This is a genomic window from Algoriphagus zhangzhouensis (assembly GCF_900148515.1).
In the GTDB taxonomy this organism is placed as follows: Bacteria; Bacteroidota; Bacteroidia; order Cytophagales; family Cyclobacteriaceae; genus Algoriphagus; species Algoriphagus zhangzhouensis.
This window is the reverse complement of the sequence record NZ_FRXN01000001.1, coordinates 694,292-721,015: the sequence shown is the minus strand read 5'-3', so window position 1 is coordinate 721,015 and position 26,724 is coordinate 694,292. Positions and strand designations below refer to the sequence as shown.

The following is a 26,724-nucleotide window of genomic DNA, read 5'->3' as shown; positions in this document are numbered from 1 at the left end:
TTCGGAACTAGCCGATTTTCTTAACGCTTGTTGACCTCAATCCGTCACCAGCCACTTCAAAGCAAATGGTATAGTTTATATCCGGTGGAAAATTTTAGACCATTAGAAAATAGACAACTATAAATCAAGTCAAGAATATCAATTTTAGTCTGGACCCGCCTTTCAGTTTTGGGTGTTAAGAAAACAATTGTGAGGGCTGCAACTAGGAGGCTTGCCTGCAGCAGGCAGGCTTGTTTGACGAAAATTTTTCTAGCACATACTTCAAGTTTAGACAAGAGTCAATGCAAAATTGAGGAGTTTGCCGACGTGTGGGTAGGAAATTGATTTTAACCCAAAAATGAACAGCGGTGGTCCCGTACAGCTGTCGGGATTGGTCCTTTTTCACCTATAGGAAAAAGGACGATAAAGTTATATACTGAATTGTTTTTATTTAAAAATTAAGGGTTGATTCAATTTTAACTGAATCAACCCTTATTAATAATATTGAAAGCGAGATAAAAGAAATATTTTTAATAATACATTTCGACTCCGCTCAATGTGACAAACTCAATTATTAATTAATAAAGAATTCTAAACCTTATTGTTCCCGGGATGGCTTTAAGTGCTTCAATCGCTTCCTCAGTATATGCCTTGTCAATGTCGGTAATTACATAACCGATTTTTTCATTGGTCTTTAAATACTGACCATTGATGTTGATTTCATAATTAGCCAAAACTTGATTGATTTTAGCCAAAACCCCTGGTTCGTTCTGGTGGATATGGATCAATCGATGTGCATCTTTCAAGAAAGGAAGTTGAATATTAGGGAAATTCACCGAGTTGAAAGTGTTTCCGGTATTCACATATTCCATGATTTTACCCGGAACGAATCGGGCAATATTTTGCTGTGCTTCCAAAGTACTTCCACCGATGTGTGGGGTAAGTATTGTATTTGGCAAACCGATTAATTCAGAAACAAATGGTTCTGAATTGTTTTTAGGCTCTTCAGGGAATACATCTACTGCACAACCAGCCAAATGACCAGAAAGTATTGCTTCTTTCAAAGCTGGGATTTCTACCACATGACCACGGCTCAAGTTCACTAGGTAAGCACCCTTTTTCATTTTATTGATCTTGTCAGCATCAATCAGGCACTTATTATCTTTTCTTCCATCCACATGGAGTGAAATAACATCACAAGTACTTAATAGCTCATCCAAAGAATCAAGTTTCGTAGCATTTCCTAGAGCTAACTTTTCAACTACATCGTAGTAGAAAACATTCATCCCCATGTTTTCAGCCAAAACTGAAAGTTGAGCACCAATATTTCCGTACCCAATAATACCTAGCTTTTTACCACGAATTTCAAAGCTTCCAGTTGCTGATTTATCCCATTTGGTCTGGTGCATACTCAGAGACTTATCATGGAAGTTTCTCATCAAGAAGATGATTTCCGCGATCGCCATTTCTACCACAGATCTAGTATTGCTAAAAGGTGCATTGAATACTGCAATTCCTTTTTCCTGACAAGTCTCCAGGTCAATTTGATTGGTTCCAATACAAAATGCTCCAATTGAGATCAATCGATTCGCATTTTCTAAGACCTTCTTGGTCACATTAGTCTTGGAACGAATACCAAGGATTGAAACATTCTTGATCTTTTCGCATAACTCATCTTCGCTCATGGCGGATGCCACGACTTCCACCTGATAGCCTTCTTCTTTTAATAATTCCACTCCGATAGGGTGAACATTCTCAAGAAGAAGAACTTTAATTCGGCTTTTTGGGTAGGAGAATTTCTTGTTCAAATTATTGATGTATAGAATTTCGTCTAAACTAAGAGCAACATGATCCGCTTTCGAAGTTACTTTCGGTCTGTGAATATTTTCAGTGAAAGCATAAAACTTGTTAGCAAGACCTGAAGCTTTGATTTCATAATCGGTATATCCATCACCGATTACATAAATATCGCCATCTAAATTGATTTGTTTGATGGTTTCCGCTTTTCCGTTGTTTTTAGAAAGAGGGTTTTCTCTATTAAAGTCGACGATATTACCCACTTCATCATAGACAAAGTCATTGGCAAATACATTTTCTTTTTTGATTCCGAATTCACCAACAATAGGAATAATGAAATCTTTAAATCCATTGGAAACAATGAATATGTCTTCAGCATTTTCCTGAAGAAATTCTTTATTTCTCTCAAATGATTTAGATACTTTTTGCTTCAAAGCATCGATCAAATCAGAAATCTGAGCTTGGGTTGCTTGAAGGATATCTAATCGCTGCTCTAGACTTTCACGAAAAGTCAATGAGCCTTCCATTCCCTTATCAGTTATATCTTTGATTGCTTGAAGTTTTTCATTTGCTTTTGGATCTCCTTGCAAAGAGATTTCTCCCAAGATATCCAGAGCTTCTACCTGAGTAAAGGTACTGTCAAAATCAATGATGAATTTTTTGGTTTGAGGCATGAGTAGGGTCTATTTATAAGAATCTCCTGTAAAATTACAGCATTGTTAAAGATTTGGAAGATTTGTTAGCAAAATTGTTTCAAATAGTTTTCTAAGCCTAAATTTTCGCAATCGATTGTGTGGTCTATCTTGAAAATTAGGCCTATTTTTGATTTCAAAAATTCAGAGAAAATTCTTCTGTTATATTCTCTTCCACTATTTTTATAAAAAATTATCAAAATGAAAAAGGCACATTCGATATACACGCTATTACTTTCAGGACTTGTCTTGTTTTCTTGTTCTTCCAAATCACAAGATCCTTTTGCAGATTTAGAAACCCATGAAATGGGAAAAGTAGTTGGTGAAATAGAAACAGTTCCAGGCAAGTATGGGGAGGATTTTGCTGAGCCAAAGATCCTATTAACTCAAATTCCAAATTTAATTAAAGAAGTAGAAGAGAAAGGTTCTGTTGAAGCAACGATTCAGGGAGAAATCCAGGAAGTCTGCACCAACAAGGGTTGTTGGTTCACCATGGACTTGCCAAATGGTGAAAGTATGAGAGTGACTTTCAAGGATTATGGATTTTTTGTTCCTACCAATAGTCAAGGCTTCCCAATAATTTTGAAAGGCGTAGCTACCATGACTGAGACAGATGTTGATACCCAACGTCATTATGCAGAAGATCAAGGTAAGTCTAAGGAAGAAATCGAAATGATTACTGAGCCAAAAAGAGAAATCACTTTTGAGGCTACGGGAGTTATCATTGAAGGGAAAGAAGCTTAATCTATGGCAATAGCTCTTGACAATCTCCGAGTAGGTAGGAGATATCTACTCGTCAATCAGGGAGAGGTTCGTAAATTGGAAATCATGTCTAGACTCAGTGGTGACAATTTCAAAGTAAAAGACCTAGAGACCCTAGAATATTATACAATCGAAGAGCTTTTGAGATGGGGGAAAGGGAAGGATTACGAATTGGATGAATTGGGATCTTAAGTCAGTTCCCGGTCCTTGCCCTCTAAGGATCAGAAAATCATTTTCATTTGTGAATTAAGTCACTTTCGAAGGTGTGTATAATCTATACTTTCGGGAAAATTATTAAGATATGGCTAAAGGAATCGTTTCGTCTATGTTAGGCGCTAAATGTCCTCAATGTAGAAAAGGGAACTTGTTTCCTGTTTCAGTTTTCAGTTTCAACAAACTCACGGATATGAATAAAAGCTGTGATTGTTGCAATGCAAACTTCCAACCTGAGCCAAGGTTTTACGATGGTGCTATGTATATCAGCTATGCGTTTTCTGTTGCATTAGTGATTACTGTTTTTGTAGCAATCAATATTTTAGTAGCTGAACCGGAACTTTGGATGTATCTGACCACTATTGTGGTAATCAATATTTTATTGTTGCCTGCAATGCTTCGGTTTTCTAAGGTGTTTTATCTCTATGGTATGGGGAAATTAAAATACAAAGAAAAGAAATCAATCTAGATATTTTGAAGGATTGATAGAAAGCAAAAGCAAGCTTATTGTAATTAGGATTAGAAAAAGGAACGCGGGAAATCCACCAATAGCCGAAAGGATTCTTACTCCATCTATTCCTGAATAAAAGATCATTACAAAAGCAATTGCACCTACAAGCAAACCCCAAACGATTTTTATCCCAGTTGGTATTCTAAACTCATCTTTGGTCTGACCTTTCAATGATAGACTGGCCATTGCTTCGGTGCTGGAATCAGCTGCTGTCACATAGGAAATAAACATCCCGATTAAAAATAGAAATGTCATCAACTTTTCCTGATTGATCTCTTTGAAAAGTAAGTAAATAATGGATTCAGGGCCGTTTTCCGTAAAGCTTTCCTGATACATATAAGGATCTGCTGAAGCAAAACCCAAAGTGCTACCTCCAAATACTGCCATCCAAACCAAGCAGAATGCTGCAGGAAGAATACAATTGACTAAAATGAATTCTCTGACTGTTCTGCCTTTTGCAATTTTCCCTAAAAATAAAGCGGCCATTGGTGCCCAAGCCATCCACATTGCAAAATTAAAAACTGACCAGTCATAAGTCCATTGATTACCTTTCCCGGACAATTGAAGACTCAGATCTAAAAACTCTTTTCCATAATTTTCTATCCCTAGAACCAATGAATTGAGGAAATCACCCCCTTTGGAAATAAATAGGAACACGAGTACAAACCCGAAAAAGAAAAACAGATTGAAAAGTGACAGCCTTTTGATTCCTTTTTCAATCCCGGTACTAGCTGAAATTATGAACGTGCTGACAATGCAAATAGTGATTATAGCTGGTACAGCTACTTGAGATGAATTCGGACTTAAGTGCAAAATCCCACCAGATAAACTTAAAATTCCGGCACCTAAAGCTCCAGCCATTCCAGAAACCATTGCAAAGAGACTGAGCATATCAACTCCATTTTTCAAAAAACTTGGCAAGTTTGACCCAAAAAGTGGTTTGATCATCAAGCCTAATTCAAAGGAATTTTTACCATGATAGTATAAAAGACCAAAAGTTAAAGCTGGTACGGCATAGATCGCATAGGGTGTAAACCCCCAATGAAAAAAGAGAGCGCCCAATGCGAACTCTTTTGATTCAGTGCTTGCTGGTTCAATGTTTTTAAAAGAAGGTGGAAATAGGTAGTGCGAAAGGGGTTCAGCACTTCCCCAGAAAAGAATTCCTACTGCAATGGTTGTACATAAAACAATAGCAAACCATGAAAGAAAACTCAAACGTGGTTTTGCTTCTTTTCCGCCAATTCTATAAGATCCTAGTGGTGATACCATGATCCAACAAATAAGTATCAGCATAAAAAAGGAGAGATAACTATAGCCTATTGAAAAATTTTGGAGTAACCAAGATTGTATTCCTTTCATATTTTCTTCAAAAACTCCAGAAAAGAGTATTGATGCAACAAGGGTAAGTATCAAGAAAAGAACTGGAGGCCAAAAAACTGATTTTCGGATGGGTAGCCGAAATTTTTGTTGAAAGTTCATGAATTAAGAAATGTTTGATAATTCCTTCATAGGACAAAGTGATAAGTTAATGAAATCATTTCTATATACTAATATTGAGATAGTTATGGTTTTTTATCAGGTAAAACTTATCAATAAAAAACCTTAACTTTATTTTATTGTTAACAATACTAACAAAACACGAAGTTTTACTAAACCTATTTAGGTTTAATCCGTAAAAACTCGAAACCGAAAAAAGACTATGGAAGCAATTTTGAGCAAAATCAAAGTTGAAGTCAGTAATTGTTTGTATCAAAAAGAACCTTTTAGCTCTGAATTGGGAAAATCAATAGTTCAAGAAGGGTCTAAAATGATTTTAGAATTAGGACTTGAACATTTTACTTTTAAAAAACTGTCACAAGTTATTGGAAGTACAGAGGCTGCTATTTATCGGTATTTTGATAATAAACATAAACTTTTGCTTTATCTCTCTGCCTGGTATTGGGGTTGGATGGAGCACAATTTGGTATATGGCACAGCAAATATGATTGATTCGGCCGAACGCTTATCGATGGCAATTAGGCTCATGTCTGATGGTCCAATTTTCCTTAAAAATGAATATTTAAATCCTGAAACCTTAAGAGATATTGTTGTAAATGAAGCCTTGAAAGGCTTTTTAACCAAAGAAGTCGATTTAGAACATGAAACTGGACTTTTTACCCAAGTTTATAAATTCAGTGACAGGATAGCCAATATTATTTCCGAAATTAACCCATCTTATAACTACCCAAAAACCTTGGTTTCTACTGTTTTGGAATCCAGTCTGATGCAAGCTTTTCATTCCCAACATTTACCGGGAATGACAGAGAATGGCATTCAATCAGCCTCCAGGTATCAATTCTTTCATCAATTGGTCGTAAACACCATTCAACATGACTAACAATTCTGGTATCACACCTCTCAAACGCTTTTTTAGGTTACTGAGGGAAGAAAAGAGCCAAGTCTATTCCATTTATTTTTACGCCATACTGAATGGATTGATCACCCTTACTTTGCCTTTGGGGATTCAGGCGATTTTGAATTTTATTTTGGGTGGTAGGATATCTACTTCTTGGATTATTTTGGTGCTAATAGTAGCTGCAGGTGTTGCATTTGGAGGTTTTCTTCAAATCTCGCAGCTTCAAATCATGGAGAAACTGCAGCAAAGAATATTTACCAAATCAGGTTTGTCTATTGCTTACCGACTACCTAGGGTAAAAGCAGAGATCCTACATGGAAAATACGGACCGGAAATCGTCAATAGGTTTTTCGATACAGTTAACCTTCAAAAAGGGCTTTCCAAGATTTTGATTGATTTCTCCACAGCATTACTTCAAGTAGTTTTTGGCCTTCTTTTATTGTCAGTTTACCATCCTACTTTTATTCTTTTTGGATTGGGTTTGGTATTTATTCTGGGTTTGATTTTCTATATCACAGGACCAAGAGGCATGGAAACAGCCTTAAAGGAGTCTTCCTATAAATACGATACTGCCTATTGGTTGGAAGAAATCGGAAGAACTCTGAACACATTCAAATTGGTAGGAAATAGTCGTCTTCCAATACTGAGGGCAGATAAGCTTTTGCAATACTATGTGGACTTTCGCTCGAAACATTTTGCTGTATTGATTTTTCAATATAAGATCATGATTGCCTTTAAGGTATTGATCGTTTCCAGTTTATTGGTTGCAGGAAGTTTGTTGTTGATCAATGATCAAATTAGTATCGGCCAATTTGTGGCTGCCGAGGTAATCATTGTATTAGTAGTAAACTCTGTTGAAAAACTGATTCTTTCACTTGAAACAGTTTATGACACTTTGGTGGCCACAGAAAAACTGGGGCATATCATGGACTTGGAATTGGAGAATCCTAAAGGGAACGAGAAAGTAATCACTTCTGAACCAAAAGGATTGAAGTTTGGAATGGAAAACGTATCATTTCAACCAATAGATGCTAAAAAACCTATTCTATCTGATATATCACTAACCATCAATCCAGGCCAAAAGGTGGTTGTTACCGGTGAAAGTGGTAGTGGAAAATCCGCCTTATTGGCATTGCTGTCAGGATTATATGAGGAGTACCAAGGAAAAATCATGGTTAATGATTTATCGATCGATATGATCCAATTGGACAAATTCAGATCTATGGTAGGGGATTGTCTGGAAATGGAGCAGATTTTCCATGGGACTATCCAGGAAAATATCATCGTAGGTCGTGAATTTGACGAGAAGCAATTGGATTTCATTTTGGATTTGGTGGATTTGAAAGACTACATCTATCAATTGCCTGATGATCTCAATACAGAACTTCAACCTGAAGGTAAAGGACTTTCTAAAAGATTGGTCCAGAGTATTTTGGTAGCAAGATCTTTAATGGGTAAGCCAAAGGCCATGATTATGGAAAATGCATTGTTGCATTTGTATGAGGATGTCAAAAAGCGAATCATTAACTACCTCATGACTGGTGAATGGACACTGATAGTAGTCACCAAAGATGAAAATGCCATCAAGTTAGCTGATGAATTAATCGTTCTGGATGGCGGAAAAGTCGCATTTAAAGGAGACCAGGCATCCTATCAAACATTCAAAAATAAAGCTCTTTAAGTCATGCTGAATATTTCCAGAACAAAAATAAAAGAGTCAATCCCATTCAGCGGGGCGAAAAGTCTCGTGATGACTCTTCCTGTTAAGGAAGCTCAAAAGAGAGTTAGAATTTTGACGGCTGTCGTTTTAGTTTTCTTTTTGATCCTCTTTCTTCCATGGACTCAAAATGTTCGATCCAAAGGATATGTGACAGCTTTGAGACCAGATCAGAGACCTCAAACAATTCACTCTATCATTGCGGGTCGAATCGAAAAGTGGTATGTCAGTGAAGGTGCTTATGTAGCAAAAGGAGATACTATACTTCAGATTTCTGAGATTAAGGATGAATATTTCGATTCTTTACTTTTACCTAGAACCCAACAACAGGTCGATTCAAAAGCCTTGTCTGCCCAATCTTATGGTGGTAAAGTAGATGCTCTCAAAAATCAAATCGAAGCATTAAAAAGGAACAATATTTTAAAGATCCAACAGGCAAACAATAAACTTAAAATGGCTGAGCTGAAGGTGGAATCTGATAGTATCAAATTTCAACAAGCACAGGTTAATTATGAGATTGGAGCACAACAATTGGAACGCTGGGAAGCCCTGTATAAAGAAGGACTAAGATCTTTGACAGATCTAGAAAGCAGAAGGTTAAAGTTTCAGGATGTCCAAACGAAAGTAATTGCTGCAGAAAATGACTATCTAAGTAGTCAAAATGCTTTGATCTCAGCACAGATTGAGTTGGAAACTATTGACAATGAATTCAAAGACAAATTAGCAAAGGCTGAATCCGATATGTATTCTGCTATGTCTTCTCAGTTTGATGCAGAAGCCACAGTTTCCAAATTGGAAAACCAATATTCCAACTATGAAGCGAGGACTGGATTTCGCTATATTTTGGCTCCACAGAATGGGTATTTAGCTAGGGCTATACAAGTAGGTATAGGAGAAACCATCAAAGAAGGAGATGCTATTTTGAATATCGTACCTGCTGATGCTTCATTGGCTGTAGAAATGTATGTCCAGCCAGTTGATCTTCCTTTAATCAAAGTGGGAAATAAAGTCCGCTTTATTTTTGACGGGTGGCCTGCGATTGTATTCTCCGGATGGCCTCAAATTTCGAATGGTACATTTGGGGGAGTTGTAGTTGCTATGGATCAATTTGCAGGATCCAATAATCAATACCGAGTATTGGTAATAGAAGATCCTGAGGAAGAGCCTTGGCCAGAAATGTTGAGAATGGGTTCTGGTGCAGATGGAATTGCCTTATTGAACGATGTACCTGTCTGGTATGAAATCTGGCGACAGCTAAACGGTTTCCCTGCCGACTACTATACCCAAGAACAAAAAGATCAATTGGCAAAAGAGAAAAAATGAAATACCTATTCACTGTAATTTTTTCTGTTTTACTGATCTTCAACAGTCAGGGCCAAGGGACGGACACCTTACAATTTGAGGTGTTTTTGGAATGGATACAAAGCTATCATCCCCTGGCCAGACAAGCTGATATCCAGTTGAGATTAGGTGATATGCAGGTCAGAACTGCAAGAGGCGGATTTGATCCTTTACTTTATGGCAACTTGGATAAAAAGGATTACAAGGAAACCTTGTATTACGATAAAAGGGAGGCAGGCTTGAGTATCCCAACTTGGGCTGGGATTGAGCTAAATGGAACTTTCGAACAGAACTCTGGATATTATTTAAACCCTGAAAGTACTGTGCCAAATGGAGGGTTGTTTGCTGCTGGAGCTTCTGTCAATGTTGGACAAGGTCTAATCATGGATGAAAGAAGGGCCGCCTTAAGACAAGCTCAAATTTATCAAGATGCCACTCAAGTAGAACGGCAGAAAATGTTAAATGAGCTTTATTTGAAGGGGTTTGAAGCTTATTGGAATTGGTCTTTGACTTATGCAAACCTTCAAGCAATTCAGGAAGCTGTTGAATTGACCCAGTTTAGATATGAAGGGATCATCAAGAGTTTTGAGCAGGGCGACGTAGCTGCTATTGATACAGTAGAAGCTTACACTCAGTTGCTAAATCGTCAATACAGGCTTGAAAACGCCCAAAATCAATTTTTCGCAGCAGGTCAGATTTTGAATTCTTTTTTATGGAATGAGGAAGAAGAACCCATGATTTTAGACCCTCTTTTGATCCCTTCTGATTTATCGGAGGAAATTGATCACATCGTGGATCCAGAAGAATTAAGGAATGCAGTAGGAGCACATCCTGATTTGCAATTGGTTAATTATGAAATTGCCGGTTTGGAAATTGATAAAAAGCTAAAAGGGCAATCCATCTTACCGGTGGTTAAGCTTAAATACAATTTCTTGGTTGAAAGCATGGATGGTTTTGAGCAATCCCAATTTTTTGAAAATAATTACAAGTTTGGAGTTTCAGTTTATACACCACTTCTATGGAGGAAAGCTCGCGGTTCTCTAGGAATGACCAAAGCAAAAATTGATATCAAGGAGAATAGTAGAGAATTGAAGGAATTGCAGCTACGAACCAAATTGGAGTCTGAAATCAATAACTTAAAAACTATAGGAAATCAGGTTTCTATATATGATACCAATGTTGAGAGTCTCGAAAGACTACTTGCCGGAGAAATGAGGAAGTTTGAAATTGGAGAAAGTAGTTTGTTTCTAGTAAATGCAAGAGAGGTGTCAGTATTTGATTCCAGATTGACTTTAAATGAACTTTTAGCCAAATACCAAATTGCCATAGCCAAGACTAGAGTTGCAGCTGGTTTAGGCTTTCAAAATTAACCTCAATAAAGCCATGCCAGCATACATTATTGTCGAAGCGGATATTCAGGATCCTGTTGCATATGATGAATACAAAAAAAATACTCCAGCAACTGTTGAAAAATATGGAGGTAAATTCGTGCTACGAGGGAATCCGGTAGAGGCGTTAGAAGGGGAGTGGAATCATGATCGTTTAGTTATGCTTGAGTTTCCGGATAAGAAAAGTGCAAAAGATTGGTATTATTCAAAGGAATATCAAAAAGCAAAGGAAATTAGAGCTCAAGGAAGCAAAGCAAAATTTTTATTGATTGAATTTTAAAAAATTGGCATTTTTATTGGTATGAAATGCAATTAATTGATGTTTAGAGTATTCTATTCTGAAATTAAAATTTTAGTATTTTCAAACCAAATCACCATTTAATTCAATCACCCTAAAAATTATTCAAATGAGAAAAATTCACTTTACGGGTAGGGCTTATTCATTTTTAGTAGCTCTATCAATCCTGACTTTCTCCTGTATTTCGGAGAGTGAAACACCTCTTAATGAGGATCTTACTGTAGAAAAAGAAATTGCTGAAGAGGTAGTTACTGGCGGGGAAAATTTAAGAAAAGGCGATTTTTATCGCTATCAAGAGAAGTTTTCAAACTCAATTTTCCCATTTGGAACTGAGTCTGGATTCTATTTACCTGGCACTGGTGTAGGAAACGCCACTTTTATTGGCAAGTCACTTTCTTTCATTAATCAAAAAGCATTAGATCCAATTACTACAGAAGGAGCACCTGTCTCTTTGGTTTTTGCAGAAGAATTAGCGGCATTGGGAATTACAAATCTTTCTGATGATATACATTCTGTGACAGTAGATAAAAAAGGAAATGCCTTATTCTTTTCTTCTGGAACGAACAATGGAGTTCCTGTTTCAGAAGATAGAGTAGAATTCGAAGCAGAAGTGACTGTTGTAGGTGGCATGGGAATCTTTGAAAATGCCTCTGGCAGCGGAAAAGTTACAGGATTTTATAATCCATATACAGGAGCAGGAGAATCTTCAATCGTTGCAGAATTAATGTTTAAATAATTCGAATCTTAAATCGGAAAAAAAGGGAGTGAATTATTCGCTCCCTTTTTTTTGCATTCGATTCCGCTAATTTTTTCTCTCTTAATCCCACAGATTCTTCCTCGATTTTCTAATTTGAGTTCGATTTGAATCAAAGGAATTATCATGAAAAAAATAATCACCCTTGGAGAGGTGATGTTGAGACTTTCTCCGCCCGGAAATAGCCGCTTTGCCCAAACAGATGAGTTTCATGTAGAATTTGGAGGCTCTGAAGCCAATGTTGGTTCAGCTTTAGCCTATTGGGGTGAGTCAGTTAGCCATGTTACTGCATTTCCGGATCATGAATTGGGAAAGAGAGCAGCAGCACAACTTCGTCAGAATGGAATTTCTACTGAGTATGTGAAATTTTTACCGGGAAGATTGGGAGTATATTTTCTCGAGAATGGAGCCTTGCAAAGAAGTTCTAAAATTATTTATGATCGATTTGATTCCAGTTTTTCTCAATATGATGGAAGTGAAACAGATTGGGATGAAGAAATGAAATCTGTTTCATGGGTTCATTGGTCAGGTATTTCTCCGGCTATTTCCCAACAATCAGCAGATCTTACTAAGCGAATCTTAAAAGCAGCAAGGAGTCAAAATATCCCTGTTTCAGGGGATTTGAATTACAGAAGTAATCTTTGGCAATATGGGAAGAAGGCCCATGAAATTATGCCAGAGTTAATGGAATTGACTACAGTCATGATAGCTGGAGCTAGAGATTTTAGTCAATGTCTAAACAAGGATTTCGATAGTTTCGAGGAAGCCAAAACCTATGCCTTTGAAACTTTCAAAGATTTGAAATATATCAGTAAAACGAACAGAATCACTCGTAGTGCCTCAGATAATGCAATCTCCGGTGAACTTTATACTGCCTATGAAGTCTTTTCTAGTCAGAACTATGATGTCAATCCAATAATTGATCGAGTCGGTACAGGAGATGCCTACGCTGCTGGTTTAATTTATGGATTGCAAAATTTGGAGCCTCAAGAAGCCATTGAATTTGCTTTGGCTTCAGGTGTTTTAAAACATTCAGTTCCAGGAGATATACTATTATCAAGTAAAGAAGAAGTAGAAGAAGTTGCAGCGGGAACTTCCGGAAAAATCAAAAGATAAAAATGAGAAATCCATCAAGCCCTTTTATACAAAAAATGAACGCCGCTGGCGTCATGCCCATATTTTTTAATCCAAGTGAAAGTCTATGTCTAAAGATGCTGGAAACTGCCTATGAAGGCGGAATCAGGGTCATAGAGATGGTAAACAGAGGGAAAGAAGCTCCAAGTATTTTTCCAGCCTTAAGAAAAATGGCTGATCAGATGCCTGGTTTAAGCTTGGGTATTGGAACCATTTATCATCCAAGAGAGGCTGAAGAGTTTTTGGATATGGGAGCTGAATTTATTGTCGCACCTGTTATGAACCCGAAGTTGGGAGAATATTGTGCTAGTAATGATGTTCCCTGGATCCCTGGATGTGGAAGTGTCACAGAAGTTTGGAATGCTCAGGAATTGGGAGCAGAATTGGTGAAAATCTATCCTGCAAATATCTTAACTCCAGCATTTGTAAAAGCAATTCATGCAGTATTGCCAAAAATAGAAATCATTCCAACAGGTGGTGTCGAACCAAGTATGGAAAGTATTAAACCCTGGTTTGATGCAGGAGTTCTTTGTGTGGGAATGGGATCACAGCTTTTTAGAAAAGACCTCGTACAAGAAGGCAAATTCAAAGAAATAGCCGAATCCATTAAAGTGGTGATGGAAACTGTAAAGCAGTTAAAAGGGAATTAATAAAATAGGGGCTTTTAAAGCCCCTTCTATTTTTTTATAAATCCGGTTGTGGAGTAGTTCTCAAATAAGGTTTAATCACTTTATGTCCTTTTGGGAACTTCGCTGGTATATCCTCATTCTTGATAGCTGGAGCGATCACTACATCTTCACCCTTTTTCCAGTTAGCCGGAGTAGCTACTGAATAGTTTGCTGTCAATTGAAGTGAATCAATTACACGAAGCAATTCATCAAAATTACGGCCTGTACTGGCTGGATAAGTAATGATCAATTTGATTTTCTTGTCATTTCCAATCACAAATACAGATCTAACAGTAAAGTTTTCGTTTGAGTTGGGATGAATCATATCATACAATTCCGAAATCTTTTTGTCCTCATCGGCAATAATTGGAAAATTCACTTCGGTGTGCTGAGTTTCATTGATATCCGAAATCCAACCTTTGTGACTTTCGACTCCATCAACTGAAAGCGCCATCACTTTCGTGTTTCTTTTTGCGAATTCATCTTTTAGTTTCGCTACTGTGCCTAACTCGGTGGTGCAGACCGGAGTATAATCAGCAGGGTGGGAGAAAAGAACTCCCCAGCCGTCTCCTAGATACTCATAAAAATCAATGTTTCCCTCAGTTGTTTCCGCTTGAAAATTTGGTGCAAGGTCACCTAATCTTAGTGTCATAATTAAATTAGTTAAAGTCTATAGGGTTAATAGGTAAATGACTTAAAATGTTCCATTTTCACCATTTTTTTTTTGAATAATTTCTTCCATAATTAGTTTGGCTTACCTTTCGACATATCAATTTGACTTAATAAAAATCATCAAAATTGTCCCCGGAAACCTGCGCAATTATAGTCTTTGAGAAAAATCCAAAATTAGGGAAAGTAAAAACCCGATTGGCTGAGACTATCGGCGCTGAAAAAGCACTGGAAATCTACCGATATCTTTTGGGCTTAACTCACTCAGTTGTTGATTTAACTCCATACCATAAAATCATCTATTTTTCAGAATTTATTCCTGATGACACTTCCAAAGGAAATTATAGTTTTGGACTTCAAAAAAAAGGAGATTTGGGAAACAAAATGAGCTATTCATTTTTGGAATCATTTGAAAAAGGATTTGAAAAAATAATCATTATTGGGACTGATTGTCCTGAAATTTCCCCTGAACTTCTTCATCAAGCCTTTGATATTTTGGATGAAAAAGATGCTGTAATAGGGCCTGCTTCAGATGGAGGGTATTATTTGCTAGGGATGAAATCTTATCATCCTGAGCTATTTAAAAATATGATCTGGAGTACTTCAAGCGTCTATAATGAGACAACGGAAAAATTTAAAGAATCAGATTTAAGCTATGGAGTTTTGGAGGTTTTAAATGATATTGATACCGAAGATGATTGGAATGCCTATTTGGAAAAAAACTCAAAAGAAGGCTTATCCGACAAATTTTAACGAAGATATCATATAATCCAATGAAAAGTCCAAAACTGATTTTAACCATCATTCTAATTGGTTTTGGAATTTTCATGGTACCCAAATCCTATGGTCAAAGAGTTGATTCTGCCGCCTTTGCTATCAAAGTCCTAGGAATCACAATAGGGGAAATGGAAGTCGCCAAAACAGGCTCTTCAGACCAAAATTCTGTGTATGATTTACATAGCCAGGTAAACTTCTGGTTCTTTGGAAAGATCTTTTTAGATCACCGAATCAAATGTATGTTCCGAGATGGACAGTATATTTTTTCAACGGTAGATTCTAAAACCAACAAGGGTGATTTCTTATCAAAAATCGAATGGAAGGAGAATCATTATCAAATCAATGCCAATACCTATAAATATGAAAATCAAAAGCCAATTGATTTCCCTATTTATAGCAGTATCAGTGAATTATATTTTCAGAAACCCAAAGTTGGAGATGTGATCATTTCGGAAACATATGGACTTACAAGTCCCATTGTAGAAATTGAACCTGATGTATTTGAAATTACTATCAATGGTCACAAAAATCACTTCTATTACCTCGATGGAGTTCTCGATAAAGTGATGATTGAAAACCCCATCAAGAATTTCATCATGCAGAGGATTTATTAAATCCTATCCTAAGTGACTTGCCAAAAGTCCCGATAGCTGCACCAACCGATTTGCGTAACCCGCTTCATTGTCATACCAACCTACTATTTTCACCATATTTCCTTTCGAAGAAGTTAAGGAAGAATCGATGATACAGGAGTAGGGATTCCCAATGATATCCATTGAAACGATCGGATCATTTTCTACCTGAATAATACCCTTTAATTCGTTTTCAGATGCATCCAAATAGGCTTGATTTATTTGCCCGACTGTAGCCTCTGTTTTTAGCTCAATGATCAAATCGGTCAAGGAACCATCTGGAACGGGTACACGCATCGCAGAGGCCTCAATTTTCCCTTCGATTTCAGGCATCACTCGATCCAAAGCTTTACCTGCATTGGTTGTGGTCGGAATAATGGAATAAGCAGCCGCTCTAGCCCTTCTCAGATCTCTGTGAGGTGCATCATGCAGGTTTTGATCATTCGTGTAAGAATGAACCGTCGAAGCATATCCCTTTTCAATTCCAAAGTGCTTTTCCAAAACCTGAATCATAGGAGCCAAGCAATTGGTCGTGCAGGAAGCATTGGAAACAATTTTTTCATTTCCATCTAAGATTCCTTCATTTACCCCAAGAACAACCATTTTGATGCTAGGATCTTGGGAAGGGGCAGAGATGATTACTTTTTTGGCTCCTGCCGAGATATGTTTTTCTGAACCGGCACGATCAGTAAACCTTCCCGTGCTTTCGATCACCACATCGATATCCAATTCTTTCCAAGGAAGCTTTTCAGGATCTGATTGACTCAAAAGCTGAATGGTGTTTTTACCTACTTTCAATTTTCCTTCCGAAACAGAAATACTTGCATCCATCTTTCCATGGATAGAATCATATTTCAAAAGATGGGCTATCGCATGATCATCTGCAAGATCATTGATGGCCACCAATTCAAATTCTGGGTGCTCCAAAATCAGCTTGGTAGTGTATCTTCCTATTCTTCCAAATCCATTGATGGCAATGCGTGTCGGTTGGTTCATATTCGGGCTTTTCTATGAGTAAACAAAAGTAGGAAAAAGGAATTCAAGTCCAGAAAAGAAATTTTAATTGCTTTGGTTCAGCTTTTTAGCTCTCAAACCAAATAAATTTTTGTGACCATTTTGTTATTGTAAAATGAACCCTCTATATTTGCACAACCTTACGGAAAAGCACGTTTTCTGAGGCAAATAATGGTCCGTTCGTCTAGGGGTTAGGACGCATCCCTTTCACGGATGAAACACGGGTTCGATTCCCGTACGGACTACCATTATATTGATTTTCAAGGAGTTATAATTTCGTGTTATAACTCTCTTGAAATCAGAAAAAGTACTTCTAAGTAAAATACCCCATGGTCCGTTCGTCTAGGGGTTAGGACGCATCCCTTTCACGGATGAAACACGGGTTCGATTCCCGTACGGACTACAAGACGTAAGCTCAATCACCGAGCGTCACCCAATTTTTGTTTTATGGTTGTTAGTGGTTAAAGTGAACAAAATCCCGATTTCTGATCGGGATTTTTGTTTTATAGACCTTTTTGATCAACGGGAATTTCACCTCAGTTCATTTTTCTTAATTTGCATTTGTCAAACGAATTTATTGCCAAAATGCATCAAACCCGTAACCTATTTTCCAAATCGCTTTTTGCGATCATGTTTGGGGGGATTCTTATCACCACTTCCTGTAAAAAAGAGGAGCCAGTTGATCCCCGAATTCAAACTTTTACCAAAGAAGAACTACAACCACAAGCAAGCGCTGCCAATTCCCAAGTTAATCCTGTCCTTAAAGAAGGATTGAAACTTTCAGTCTGGGGCGTTGACTCCTTGGTTTTTGATCCGATCTCGATCAACATCACAAATGAGGGCGACCTCTATTATACTCGAACCAACCGTCAGAAAAACTCTGAATTTGATATTCGTGGTCATCAAGACTGGGAAATCAGGTCAATAGGACTTCAATCTATCGAGGATAAAAGAGCTTTCCTGCATTCTGAGCTTTCTCCAGAAAGAAGTGAGGTCAATACTTGGCTTTCTGATATCAATGGTGATGGATCCCACGACTGGAAAGACATGACGGTCGAAAAAGAGAATATCTATAAGTTGAAGGATACCGACGGAGATGGATTAGCTGACTTTATGCAACTGGTGGTTGAAGACTTTAATGATGAAGTCACCGATGTAGCAGGAGCCGTTATGATGGGAGAGGATGCACTCTATGTAGGTGTAGGTCCTGATATGTGGAGAATGGTCGATAAGAACGGCGATGGAGTTATGGATGAGAAAACCTCCATATCTCACGGCTACGGGGTTCATATTGGTTTTGGAGGTCATGGGATGTCCGGTTTGGAAATGGGCCCTGATGGACGTGTTTATTGGGGAATTGGAGATATTGGTTTTCATGGTAAAGGACCCGATGGAAAGGATTGGAATTATCCGAACAGAGGTGTAATCGCCAGAGCTAACCCTGATGGTTCGGATTTTGAAATCTTCGCCATGGGTGTGAGAAATACCCATGAGTTCGTTTTCGATGCCCATACCAACCTGATTTCTGCAGATAATGATGGAGATCATGCAGGTGAAAAGGAGCGTTTGGTTTACATCACCAACGGATCTGATTCGGGATGGAGAACCAACTGGCAATTTGGAAAGTATCGCGATCCTGATAACAATACCTACAAGGTTTGGATGGATGAGCTTTATTTCAAACCCCGATGGGATAAGCAGGCAGCTTTTATCACGCCACCAATCATGAATTATGTTTCTGGTCCAACAGGTATGTTGTATAACCCAGGAACTGCCTTGGGAGATAGATGGAAAGACAATTTCTTCCTAGTTGAGTTTGTAGGAAATCCTACTAATTCAGGGATCCACGCTTTCACTTTGGAGCCAAAAGGGGCAAGTTTTGAATTGAAGTCAACCGAGAAAATCTTATCTGGAGTATTAGCAACTGGGATGGATTTTGGACCCGATGGAGCACTGTATTTTGCAGATTGGATCAATGGATGGGATACAAAAAACTATGGTAGAATCTGGAAATTGACAGATCCAGAAACTGAGAATAAAGCAGCTCAAGCTGACACAGAAAAAGAATTAAAAGCTGATTATAAGGCACTTTCAGAAACTGACCTTCAGTCAAAATTATATCACGATGATATGCGGGTTAGAAGAAAGGCTCAATTTGAATTGGCAAAAAGGGGAGATAAAGGAACTGTGGTATTCCAAAAAGTCTTGGCAGATCCTTCTAATCAATATGCGAGAGTTCATGCGATTGTTGGGATTAGTCAGCAAGCCCGAATGGAATCGATGGACATTGCAGATGCTTTGATTCCTTTCTTAAAAGATTCTGATCCTGAGATCAGAGCACTTTCAGCCAAATGGTTGGGAGATATCAAGTTTAAAAATGCGAGTGCGGATCTAATTGCAAGCTTGAAAGATGAAAATTCCAGAGTAAGATTCTTTGCCGCAGAGGCTTTGGGAAGAGCAGAAGATAAAAACGCCACTCAACCATTAATTGCTCTTTTAGAAGCTAATAATGATGAAGATGCTTATATCCGGCATGCAGCGAGTTTGGCTTTATCCAGAATTGGTGATGAAAAAGCTCTTGCAGCTTTAAATACCAATCCATCTGATGCAGTAAGAATGGGGGCTGTCTTGGCATTGAGAAGACTTTCAAGTCCTTCTTTAGCAGGATTCCTCAATGATTCCGATGAATTGATCGTGACGGAAGCAGCTAGGGCTATTCATGATGATTACTCCGTACCAGAAGCTTTACCAGCTTTGGCAGGAATCCTAAATACAACCTCTTTCACCAATGAACCATTGATCCGTCGAGTTCTCAGTGCAAACCAACGTGTAGGTGGAGAGGAACAATTGAATCAGGTTTTGGCATACATTGCTAAAAACAGCGCTCCAGAAGCCTTAAAATTAGAAGCTATTGCCGTTATCGGTACTTGGGCTAAACCTTCTTTAGTAGATCGTGTCGATGGAAGATTCAGAGGTGAGGTAAGTAGAGAAGCTGGATTGATTAAGGAAAGAAGTAAATCCACTTTGATTTCTGCACTAAATAATTCCAATGCAGCAGTGAGACAAGAAGCTGCAAAAGCAATTGGAAAATTGGGAATGGAAGAAGGAGGCGATGCTCTTTTGGCTCATGTCAAAACAGATCCTTCTGCTGAAGTGAAAGTGGAGTCTTTAAGAGCATTAGATAGAATGAAAGCGACTCAACTTCCAGATGCTATTTCCTCAGCTATGAATGATGCAAGTCAAGAAGTTCGAGTTGGAGGCTTGGCTTTACTTTCTGAGACATCAATTCCAACCGAGCAAAAAGTTAGTCTTTTGATGGATATCATTCAAAAGAGAACCAATCCTGAAAAGCAAACGGCTTTATTGACACTAGGTGGGATTGGAAATAGCGCTTCTCTAACTGAATGGAATACTATTTTAGAAGATTTTGAAGCGAATAAGCTTCCAACTGCCACTTGGGTAGAATTGGAAGAAGCAATAGAAGAAACAGGCTCAGAAGACTTGAAAACACGCTTCAATGCTTTGCTAGATGCTAAAGCAGGAGATGAACCTTGGAAAAAATTTTCCGGAGCATTGGCAGAAGGAAGTGTACGAGCCGGAAGATCTTCTTTCTTCCAAAATCAAACTGCTCAATGTATCAGATGCCATGCCTATGATGACATGGGGGGAAATGCGGGGCCACGATTAAATGGAATAGCTAATAAACTTAGCCGCGAGGATTTATTGATTGCTTTGGTCGATCCAAGTCAGCGATTGTCTCCAGGTTTTGGATTTGTGACCCTTGAGTTGAATAATGGTGAAACAATCACAGGAACCGTGATGGCCAATTCTGATCAGAGTGTTACTGTGAAAGTTGGTTCAGATCCAGAAAAGACCTACCAAGCATCTGAGATCAAATCCAAAAAATTGGCTCCTTCCAGTATGCCAAATATGGGTGATATTTTAAGTAAAAGAGAAATCAGGAATTTGGTTAGTTTCTTAAGTACTTTGAATAGAGACGAATAATGAAAATATTCCTTTGGGTGATGGGAGTGCTACTTTTGTTGGTACTCTTATCCCCCTTTTTTTTGATTCAGATTGGAAAAGGAGCTCTGCACAATCCTGAGATCCCTAGTAGGGATTTGCCTTTTTCTTCAGACTCTAAATTGAAAGTTTTAGCATTTTTTCCTCATCCAGATGATGAAGTCACTGTCTCTGGAACCTTGATGAAATTAATTGAGGAAGGACATGAGGTACATCTTCTTTGTTTGACAAGGGGAGAAGCGGGTAATTCTGGAGAAGGTTATTCAAAAGATGAGCTTGCTGAAATTAGAACCTTAGAAATGACCCAAGCTGCCGATCGGATTGGAGCTACAAAATTACATTTGCTTGAATATGCAGATAGTGGATTAAATGAATTAGGCTTGGATAGTCTTAAATCAATTGCCTTAGATCGAATCTATGCCATTCAACCGGATATACTGTTTTCTTATGATTCCAAAGTTGGACTTTATGGTCATCCCGACCATCGCTTGAGTGGTTTGGCGGTTGAGCAGGTATTTCAAGAGAATAAAGGAAATAGCTTATTTAAGCCTCAGCAGCTATTTCAAGTAACCCTCTCACCCAATCAAATAGAAATTGCTTTGGAGCTTTCAGAAGGCTTTAAAAACAACTATCCAAAAGAGGAAGGAGAGGGCTTACCTCTTCCTGATTTTTCTATCAAAACTCAAGCTTATTTTTCACGGGTACTTGATGTAATGCAAGCTCATGAAAGTCAACAAGCAGTTTTAAAGGATTTAATGCCATACCATGATCAGGTTCCTGCTTGGATTTATTCCAGGATTTTCGACCGGGAATATTTTCATGAAGTGAAATAAAAAAAGGCCACATAAGTGGCCTTTTTCATTGAGAATTTATTGTTGATTAATTCAAGAATTCATCAAAAGTTAAGCTTACAAAGTACATCGTTCCTACTGTTGGGTTACCCCAAGCTTGACGATACCCATCAGAGAATAAGTTAGATCCACCTACTTTTAGGATAGACTTGATGCTCTTCAATTTGTAGCTTACTTGTGCATCAAATGTTCCAAAAGCAGGCATCACAGACATTTGTGAAGAGGATACCGCTGGAGAAACAAAAGAGGATTGCCATACGAATTCTCCTTGCCATCTATAAGCCATAGAGAAGCCAAAGTTTTTCCATACCTCTCTGTTGGCAAAATTCAATACATATCTATACTCTGGAGTATTAAAGCTAGGCTGGAAACCAGTTTCAGCTAATTCATCTAGGTTCGAAAGAGTGTTGAACGAGACGTTACCTCCAATCGTATAATTCTTCGGAAGCTTATAATCCATTCCAACAGCCCATCCCCAAGATTTGATTACTTCAGTTCTGTTTACAGGCATGGAGAATACATTTCTGCCTCCTGGGCCTACACCGATTAGGTTCAAACCAGTGATTGGATTAGGACCAGCTGATCCAGTGTCAGGATTTCCATCTTGTATCAATACTTGACCGCCAATAAAGTTTTCAAATCTGTTGAAATATGCATAAGCATCAACCAACAATCTATTTGCAAACAATCCTTTGTATCCTACTTCAAATGACTTCACTCTTTCTGGCTTAAATTCAGACAATTCATATGGCTGAAGAGTAGCCAAATTGTTTTGTGCAGCCAATAATGGAACCACTTGAGGAACTAAAGCGGCAACTGCAGCTTGTATTGCGTCTGGATCATTCGGAATCTGACCTGCAGCCACTTGTTGCAATACCAATTGAGTCGCTTGTTGGATTGCAGCTTGAATAATTTCAGGGTTATTAACATCCGCAGCTACTCCAGCACCGTATTGAGTTACATTTGTCAAAGTGTAACCAGGGTTGGAGTTAAGGTTATATCTATCTCTAAAGAAATCCAATCCACCAATCAACCTCGCCTGAGGTGTCAACAAATCGATGTATTGATCTTGAGTGGTTGGAATTCTAAAGCCTGTTTGGTAAGAAGCTCTGAAATTATGATCTCCTACAGAATATACACCAGAAACTCGTGGAGACCATTGACCTTGGAAGTTTTCATTTTTATCATAACGAACAGATGCAGTCAATTTGAATCTATCATTGAATAGCGTTTTAGATCCTTGAACATAGCCACCGTATTCTTTGATATTAAACTCATTTCCATTTTCATCAGTCGCGAAAAGAGTCTTTTCTGAATTCAATTGATAAATCCTATAATTAGCTCCAACTACAAATTCAGCAAACTTGATTTGATCAGCTAAATTGTAAGAACCTTCGAAATGATACAGATTGGTTTTATCAACAAACTGTGCACCTACACCTGAAGCGTTTCCAGGTATTGGACGGGAAGTCACGTCTGCCAAAGAATTTTTGAATTCAGTTGTACCAGGCATATATCTACCTTGATCTGCAAAAGCTCTAGCGGCTCCATGAGCAGCATCTGAAGTCATTCCACCTAAAACAGCTTGCGCATATGCACCGACATATTCTGGGAACCACTGGGTACTTGCTTTCCAAGCTTCATTGATCCCCTGAGCTGCAGTACCTACTGCAAATGCATCTCCTGATCTCTCCTGAGTAGTATAAGCTCTCACATACCAGTTAGCACCTTTCAATTCAGCTTTGTACTGGCCCATGTTGAAATTACGGATTGAATATCTATCAGCTCCTGTATATACCGTCGTTCCGTATCCATAATTACCTTGAAGTACTGCTTCAACTCTGTCATTCAATCTCCAATGCAATGCTGCATTCAATTTCAAAGATTTGGTGCCATAATCTGCCAAATCACGCTCCATATAACCCGTTCTGGAAACATAGGTTTGAGGAATGATTCCTAATGCTGCTGCAGGTAATACTCCTGCTCCAACCATGGATTGAGCCACAGAGAACATATTGACATTGGTCTCATCACCGTAGATGTTTACTCCATTGTATGCAGGATTATTTTCTCTAGTTCCTCCCTCAATTGTTGATCCATTCAATAGAGATTGATCTCTGAAATCATTGGCTTGCCAATCATCTGCTCTTAGATATTGTAAGTTTACTTTGAAAGCGACTTTATCATTGAAAGCCTTAGCATATCTCGCGCTAAAGTCATAAAATCCGGTGGTAGCAGTACTTCTATCACCTTGATTCATGATACCTGTTTTCACATTAGCAGAGAGGCCTTGATATTGAAATGGATTTTTCGAAGTCATCAGCAAAATACCATTGATGGCATTCGGTCCATATAGGGCAGAAGAAGCACCTGGAAGCAACTCAACGCTTTCCAAATCCAATTCTGAAATACCTAAGATGTTACCAACAGAGAAGTTCAAGCCCGGGGCTTGATTATCCATTCCATCGATCATCTGAACAGTTCTTACGTTACCGTTGGCATTGAATCCACGCGTGTTGAAAGATTTGAAAGTGAGTGATTGAGTACTCATTTCAACACCTTTCAAATTATTCAACGCATCATAGAAACTTGCTTGTGGCACTTCTCTGATTGCAATGATATCCATCTTCTCCACAGACACTGGAGACTTCATGACACTTTCCTCAACCCTTGAAGCAGATATAACGACCTCCTGTCCGAGTACCGTAGACTCTTGGAGCTTCACATCTAGGTTTGATACTCCACCACTAATTTCAATTTCCTGGCTGGTATATCCGACCATCGAGAAAATCAAAGTGAAAGGAGGTTCCTGATTTACATTAAGAGAGAAATTTCCGGAAAGGTCTGAAATTGTACCAATTACCTTTCCTTTTACAATAATATTAACTCCGACTAAAGTCTCTCCAGACTCTGCATCTGTCACATTACCAGATATGGTAGTTTGTGCAAACACTGTTCCTATACTCAAGGAAACTAGGATGACAAATGATGCCATATACCTAGAAAATTTGTGAGTAAAATTGCTCATAGGCTATTAAGGGTTTTAAATTATAATCTATTAGAAATAGACCATAGGGATTAGTTTCGTACCGAATTTATTGTAAAAAGTAAATATAAAACGGTATATCCAAAAAAAACATTTTCGCCCTATACGGGAAATTAGAGGGGGATTTAGGAAACTTTGGCTCTATTAATGAAAAACTGAGAATGAATTGCGGAGAACTTTAGAGAATCGGAATAAGACTCTAATTATTATTAAAAAATCCTAAATAAAAATCTGAGATTTGTTTTAGATCAAAAAAAAGCCTGATTAAATATCAGGCTCTTATTTTATTTGTTTTTGGCGTTTTCTTCGTTAACATGTTTGACTAATCGGTCACATAAATCTTTCATCTCTTCAGACATATATTCATCTCCCGTACTAGTTAATATAGTTTGTGCCATACCACCTATCACATCTATATAAAACCTTTTCATCTCGACTACAGACATTTCATCTGTCCACAAATCTATTCTAAGAGTACTTTGGTTTAAGTTGTCCCAAACATTCAAACTGATACTTTTGGTTGCTTCTAAACCTTCACCTTCTTTGTCGGATGCCTCCCAAAGAATTTCCTTAGGGATGTTTTGTTCGTCTAGGGCGATTTGAAATTTTATATCTGACTTTTTCATTTTATAAATTTTGGGTGAAACCAAATCCAGCTTCCCCGGGTTCCATTTTTTCTTAAAATTTCATTTCTGGGATTTCTCCCTCAATAATCAGCTTTCCTTCAGTTTTGGACTGTATTTCTTCAACTGATACTCCAGGTGCTCTTTCTTTGAGAATAAAGCCTCCTTCGGGCGCTATTTCCAAAACTGCCAGATCGGTTACTATTTTCTTCACACATCTGATACCTGTAATAGGTAAGGAACATTCCTTCAATAGCTTGGAGTCACCACTTCTACTACAATGCTGCATGGCAACAATGATATTCTCTGCGGAAGCAACCAAATCCATCGCTCCACCCATCCCTTTGACCATTTTGCCAGGAATCTTCCAATTGGCGATATCTCCATTTTCAGAGACTTCCATAGCTCCCAAGATTGTAAGATGTACATGACCTCCTCTGATCATTGCAAAAGATTCCGCTGAATTAAATAATCCAGAACCTTTGACCATCGTGATGGTTTGCTTTCCTGCATTAATTAAATCCGGGTCAATTTTATATTCCGTAGGAAAAGGTCCAATTCCCAACAATCCATTTTCTGATTGCAAAACTACTTCCAAATCCTCCGGAATATAATTGGCAACTAGGGTAGGGATGCCGATTCCTAAATTGATGTATTGTCCATTTTGGACTTCCTGGGCTATTCTTTGGGCTATTTGTTCTTTTGTCAACATGATTCTTGATGTTTTGAGATTAGAAAATCAGGAATGGGATACAGTCCTTTGTTCAATACGCTTTTCATAATCTTTCCCTTCAAAAATCCGCTGAACATAGATTCCAGGGGTATGAATCTGATTGGGATCCAATTCACCAGCAGGGACCAATTCTTCCACCTCAGCTATGCAGATTTTTCCGGCTGCTGCCATGATCGGATTGAAATTCCTTGCTGTACCTTTAAATATCAAATTTCCTGCTGTGTCACCTTTCCAGGCTTTCACAAGTGAAAAGTCAGCTCTTAGCCATCTTTCCATCAAATAAAGCTTTCCGTCAAACTCACGGATTTCTTTTCCTTCAGCCACCTCTGTTCCGACACCGGCAGGAGTGAAAAAGGCTGGAATTCCAGCTCCACCGGCTCGGACTCTTTCTGCCAAAGTCCCTTGCGGAATCAAGTCTACTTCCAATTCACCAGAAAGAAGCTGTCTTTCAAATTCTGCATTCTCTCCTACATAACTGGAAATCATCTTTTTGACCATTTTCTTTTTCAGCAAAAGGCCAATTCCAAAGTCATCGACTCCGGCATTATTGGAAACAATGGTCAGACCATTGATGTTTCTTTTCAAAAGGGCGGAAATGCAGTTTTCGGGAATCCCACTCAAACCGAATCCTCCCATCATCAAAAATGCACCACTAGGAATGTCCTTTACGGCTTCCTGGGCGTCTTGAATTACTTTATTGATCATAA

General features: G+C 38.2%; 23 protein-coding genes and 2 tRNA genes. 17 read left to right on the top strand and 8 right to left on the bottom strand.

The genetic code is table 11. The features are described 5' to 3' along the window. Positions 1-557: 557 nt before the first annotated feature. Complete coding sequence (serA, locus tag BUF13_RS03085; RefSeq protein ID WP_073570266.1) at positions 558-2,450, bottom strand: phosphoglycerate dehydrogenase; 1,893 nt, start codon at positions 2,448-2,450, stop codon at positions 558-560. Positions 2,451-2,669: 219 nt separating this feature from the next. Between serA and BUF13_RS03080 the strand changes: the two genes are divergently transcribed. From BUF13_RS03080 to BUF13_RS03070, 3 genes are all read left to right on the top strand, one after another. Beyond that, entirely contained in the window at positions 2,670-3,212 is a 543-nt protein-coding gene (locus tag BUF13_RS03080; protein WP_073570265.1) for a DUF4920 domain-containing protein, read from the top strand. Between the two features lie 3 nt (positions 3,213-3,215). Next, complete coding sequence (locus BUF13_RS03075; RefSeq protein ID WP_073570264.1) at positions 3,216-3,422, top strand: hypothetical protein; 207 nt, start codon at positions 3,216-3,218, stop codon at positions 3,420-3,422. A gap of 133 nt (positions 3,423-3,555) precedes the next feature. After that, positions 3,556-3,912, top strand: a complete 357-nt coding sequence (locus tag BUF13_RS03070; RefSeq protein WP_262710358.1) for a DUF983 domain-containing protein — start codon at positions 3,556-3,558, stop codon at positions 3,910-3,912. On the opposite strand, the gene BUF13_RS03065 is transcribed toward BUF13_RS03070, so the two are convergent. Continuing rightward, a complete protein-coding gene (locus BUF13_RS03065; protein WP_073570262.1) occupies positions 3,904-5,433 on the bottom strand; it encodes a BCCT family transporter in 1,530 nt (509 codons plus the stop codon). The two genes, BUF13_RS03070 and BUF13_RS03065, sit on opposite strands and share 9 nt — an antisense overlap. Positions 5,434-5,653: 220 nt before the next feature. Between BUF13_RS03065 and BUF13_RS03060 the strand changes: the two genes are divergently transcribed. From BUF13_RS03060 to BUF13_RS03025, 8 genes are all read left to right on the top strand, one after another. After that, positions 5,654-6,331 (top strand): TetR/AcrR family transcriptional regulator, encoded by a 678-nt coding sequence (locus tag BUF13_RS03060; RefSeq protein WP_073570261.1) that lies wholly within the window; start codon positions 5,654-5,656, stop codon positions 6,329-6,331. Further along, the gene (locus BUF13_RS03055; RefSeq protein ID WP_073570260.1) at positions 6,324-8,030 is read left to right on the top strand and encodes a peptidase domain-containing ABC transporter; all 1,707 of its coding nucleotides are present in this window, start codon (positions 6,324-6,326) and stop codon (positions 8,028-8,030) included. The genes BUF13_RS03060 and BUF13_RS03055 overlap by 8 nt, the downstream gene beginning before the upstream one ends. Positions 8,031-8,033: 3 nt before the next feature. Further along, positions 8,034-9,389: an HlyD family secretion protein gene (locus BUF13_RS03050; protein WP_073570259.1), complete on the top strand. Its 1,356-nt coding sequence runs from the start codon at positions 8,034-8,036 to the stop codon at positions 9,387-9,389. Continuing rightward, positions 9,386-10,777, top strand: a complete 1,392-nt coding sequence (locus tag BUF13_RS03045; protein ID WP_073570258.1) for a TolC family protein — start codon at positions 9,386-9,388, stop codon at positions 10,775-10,777. Before BUF13_RS03050 ends, BUF13_RS03045 begins: the two co-directional genes overlap by 4 nt. A gap of 13 nt (positions 10,778-10,790) precedes the next feature. Beyond that, on the top strand, positions 10,791-11,075 hold the full coding sequence (locus BUF13_RS03040; RefSeq protein ID WP_073570257.1) for a DUF1330 domain-containing protein: 285 nt from the start codon (positions 10,791-10,793) through the stop codon (positions 11,073-11,075). A gap of 127 nt (positions 11,076-11,202) precedes the next feature. Continuing rightward, positions 11,203-11,829, top strand: coding sequence for a hypothetical protein (locus BUF13_RS03035; protein WP_073570256.1), 627 nt, complete (start codon positions 11,203-11,205; stop codon positions 11,827-11,829). A 144-nt stretch (positions 11,830-11,973) separates the two neighbouring features. Beyond that, positions 11,974-12,963, top strand: coding sequence for a sugar kinase (locus tag BUF13_RS03030; RefSeq protein WP_134204314.1), 990 nt, complete (start codon positions 11,974-11,976; stop codon positions 12,961-12,963). Between the two features lie 2 nt (positions 12,964-12,965). After that, a complete protein-coding gene (locus tag BUF13_RS03025) occupies positions 12,966-13,631 on the top strand; it encodes a beta/alpha barrel domain-containing protein (RefSeq protein ID WP_073570254.1) in 666 nt (221 codons plus the stop codon). Positions 13,632-13,665: 34 nt separating this feature from the next. Here BUF13_RS03025 and BUF13_RS03020 read toward each other — a convergent pair whose 3' ends face one another. Further along, positions 13,666-14,301 (bottom strand): peroxiredoxin, encoded by a 636-nt coding sequence (locus BUF13_RS03020; protein ID WP_073570253.1) that lies wholly within the window; start codon positions 14,299-14,301, stop codon positions 13,666-13,668. A 146-nt stretch (positions 14,302-14,447) separates the two neighbouring features. Between BUF13_RS03020 and BUF13_RS03015 the strand changes: the two genes are divergently transcribed. Next, positions 14,448-15,071, top strand: coding sequence for a TIGR04282 family arsenosugar biosynthesis glycosyltransferase (locus BUF13_RS03015; protein WP_073570252.1), 624 nt, complete (start codon positions 14,448-14,450; stop codon positions 15,069-15,071). Between the two features lie 20 nt (positions 15,072-15,091). After that, positions 15,092-15,709 (top strand): DUF6134 family protein, encoded by a 618-nt coding sequence (locus BUF13_RS03010; protein WP_083586350.1) that lies wholly within the window; start codon positions 15,092-15,094, stop codon positions 15,707-15,709. A gap of 3 nt (positions 15,710-15,712) precedes the next feature. Here BUF13_RS03010 and gap read toward each other — a convergent pair whose 3' ends face one another. Further along, positions 15,713-16,723 carry a type I glyceraldehyde-3-phosphate dehydrogenase gene (gene gap / locus BUF13_RS03005; RefSeq protein WP_073570251.1) on the bottom strand — a complete coding sequence of 337 codons (1,011 nt, stop codon included), beginning with the start codon at positions 16,721-16,723 and terminating at the stop codon, positions 15,713-15,715. 191 nt (positions 16,724-16,914) lie between these two features. Between gap and BUF13_RS03000 the strand changes: the two genes are divergently transcribed. From BUF13_RS03000 to BUF13_RS02985, 4 genes are all read left to right on the top strand, one after another. Continuing rightward, positions 16,915-16,989: transfer RNA gene (locus BUF13_RS03000), tRNA-Glu, on the top strand. Between the two features lie 83 nt (positions 16,990-17,072). Continuing rightward, positions 17,073-17,144, top strand: a tRNA-Glu gene (locus BUF13_RS02995). A 182-nt stretch (positions 17,145-17,326) separates the two neighbouring features. After that, positions 17,327-20,746, top strand: a complete 3,420-nt coding sequence (locus BUF13_RS02990) for a HEAT repeat domain-containing protein (protein WP_073570250.1) — start codon at positions 17,327-17,329, stop codon at positions 20,744-20,746. Continuing rightward, on the top strand, positions 20,746-21,597 hold the full coding sequence (locus BUF13_RS02985; protein WP_073570249.1) for a PIG-L deacetylase family protein: 852 nt from the start codon (positions 20,746-20,748) through the stop codon (positions 21,595-21,597). Before BUF13_RS02990 ends, BUF13_RS02985 begins: the two co-directional genes overlap by 1 nt. Before the next feature lie 46 nt (positions 21,598-21,643). Here the strand turns inward: BUF13_RS02985 and BUF13_RS02980 are convergent, their stop codons facing one another. The 4 genes from BUF13_RS02980 to BUF13_RS02965 all read right to left on the bottom strand — a co-directional run bounded on the left by BUF13_RS02980 (position 21,644) and on the right by BUF13_RS02965 (position 26,722). Next, positions 21,644-24,610, bottom strand: a complete 2,967-nt coding sequence (locus BUF13_RS02980) for a carboxypeptidase-like regulatory domain-containing protein (protein ID WP_243839686.1) — start codon at positions 24,608-24,610, stop codon at positions 21,644-21,646. 335 nt (positions 24,611-24,945) lie between these two features. After that, the gene (gene gldC / locus BUF13_RS02975; protein WP_073570247.1) at positions 24,946-25,287 is read right to left on the bottom strand and encodes a gliding motility protein GldC; all 342 of its coding nucleotides are present in this window, start codon (positions 25,285-25,287) and stop codon (positions 24,946-24,948) included. 52 nt (positions 25,288-25,339) lie between these two features. Beyond that, positions 25,340-25,996, bottom strand: coding sequence for a CoA transferase subunit B (locus BUF13_RS02970; RefSeq protein WP_073570246.1), 657 nt, complete (start codon positions 25,994-25,996; stop codon positions 25,340-25,342). A gap of 27 nt (positions 25,997-26,023) precedes the next feature. Beyond that, a complete protein-coding gene (locus BUF13_RS02965) occupies positions 26,024-26,722 on the bottom strand; it encodes a CoA transferase subunit A (protein ID WP_073570245.1) in 699 nt (232 codons plus the stop codon). Positions 26,723-26,724 lie beyond the last annotated feature (2 nt).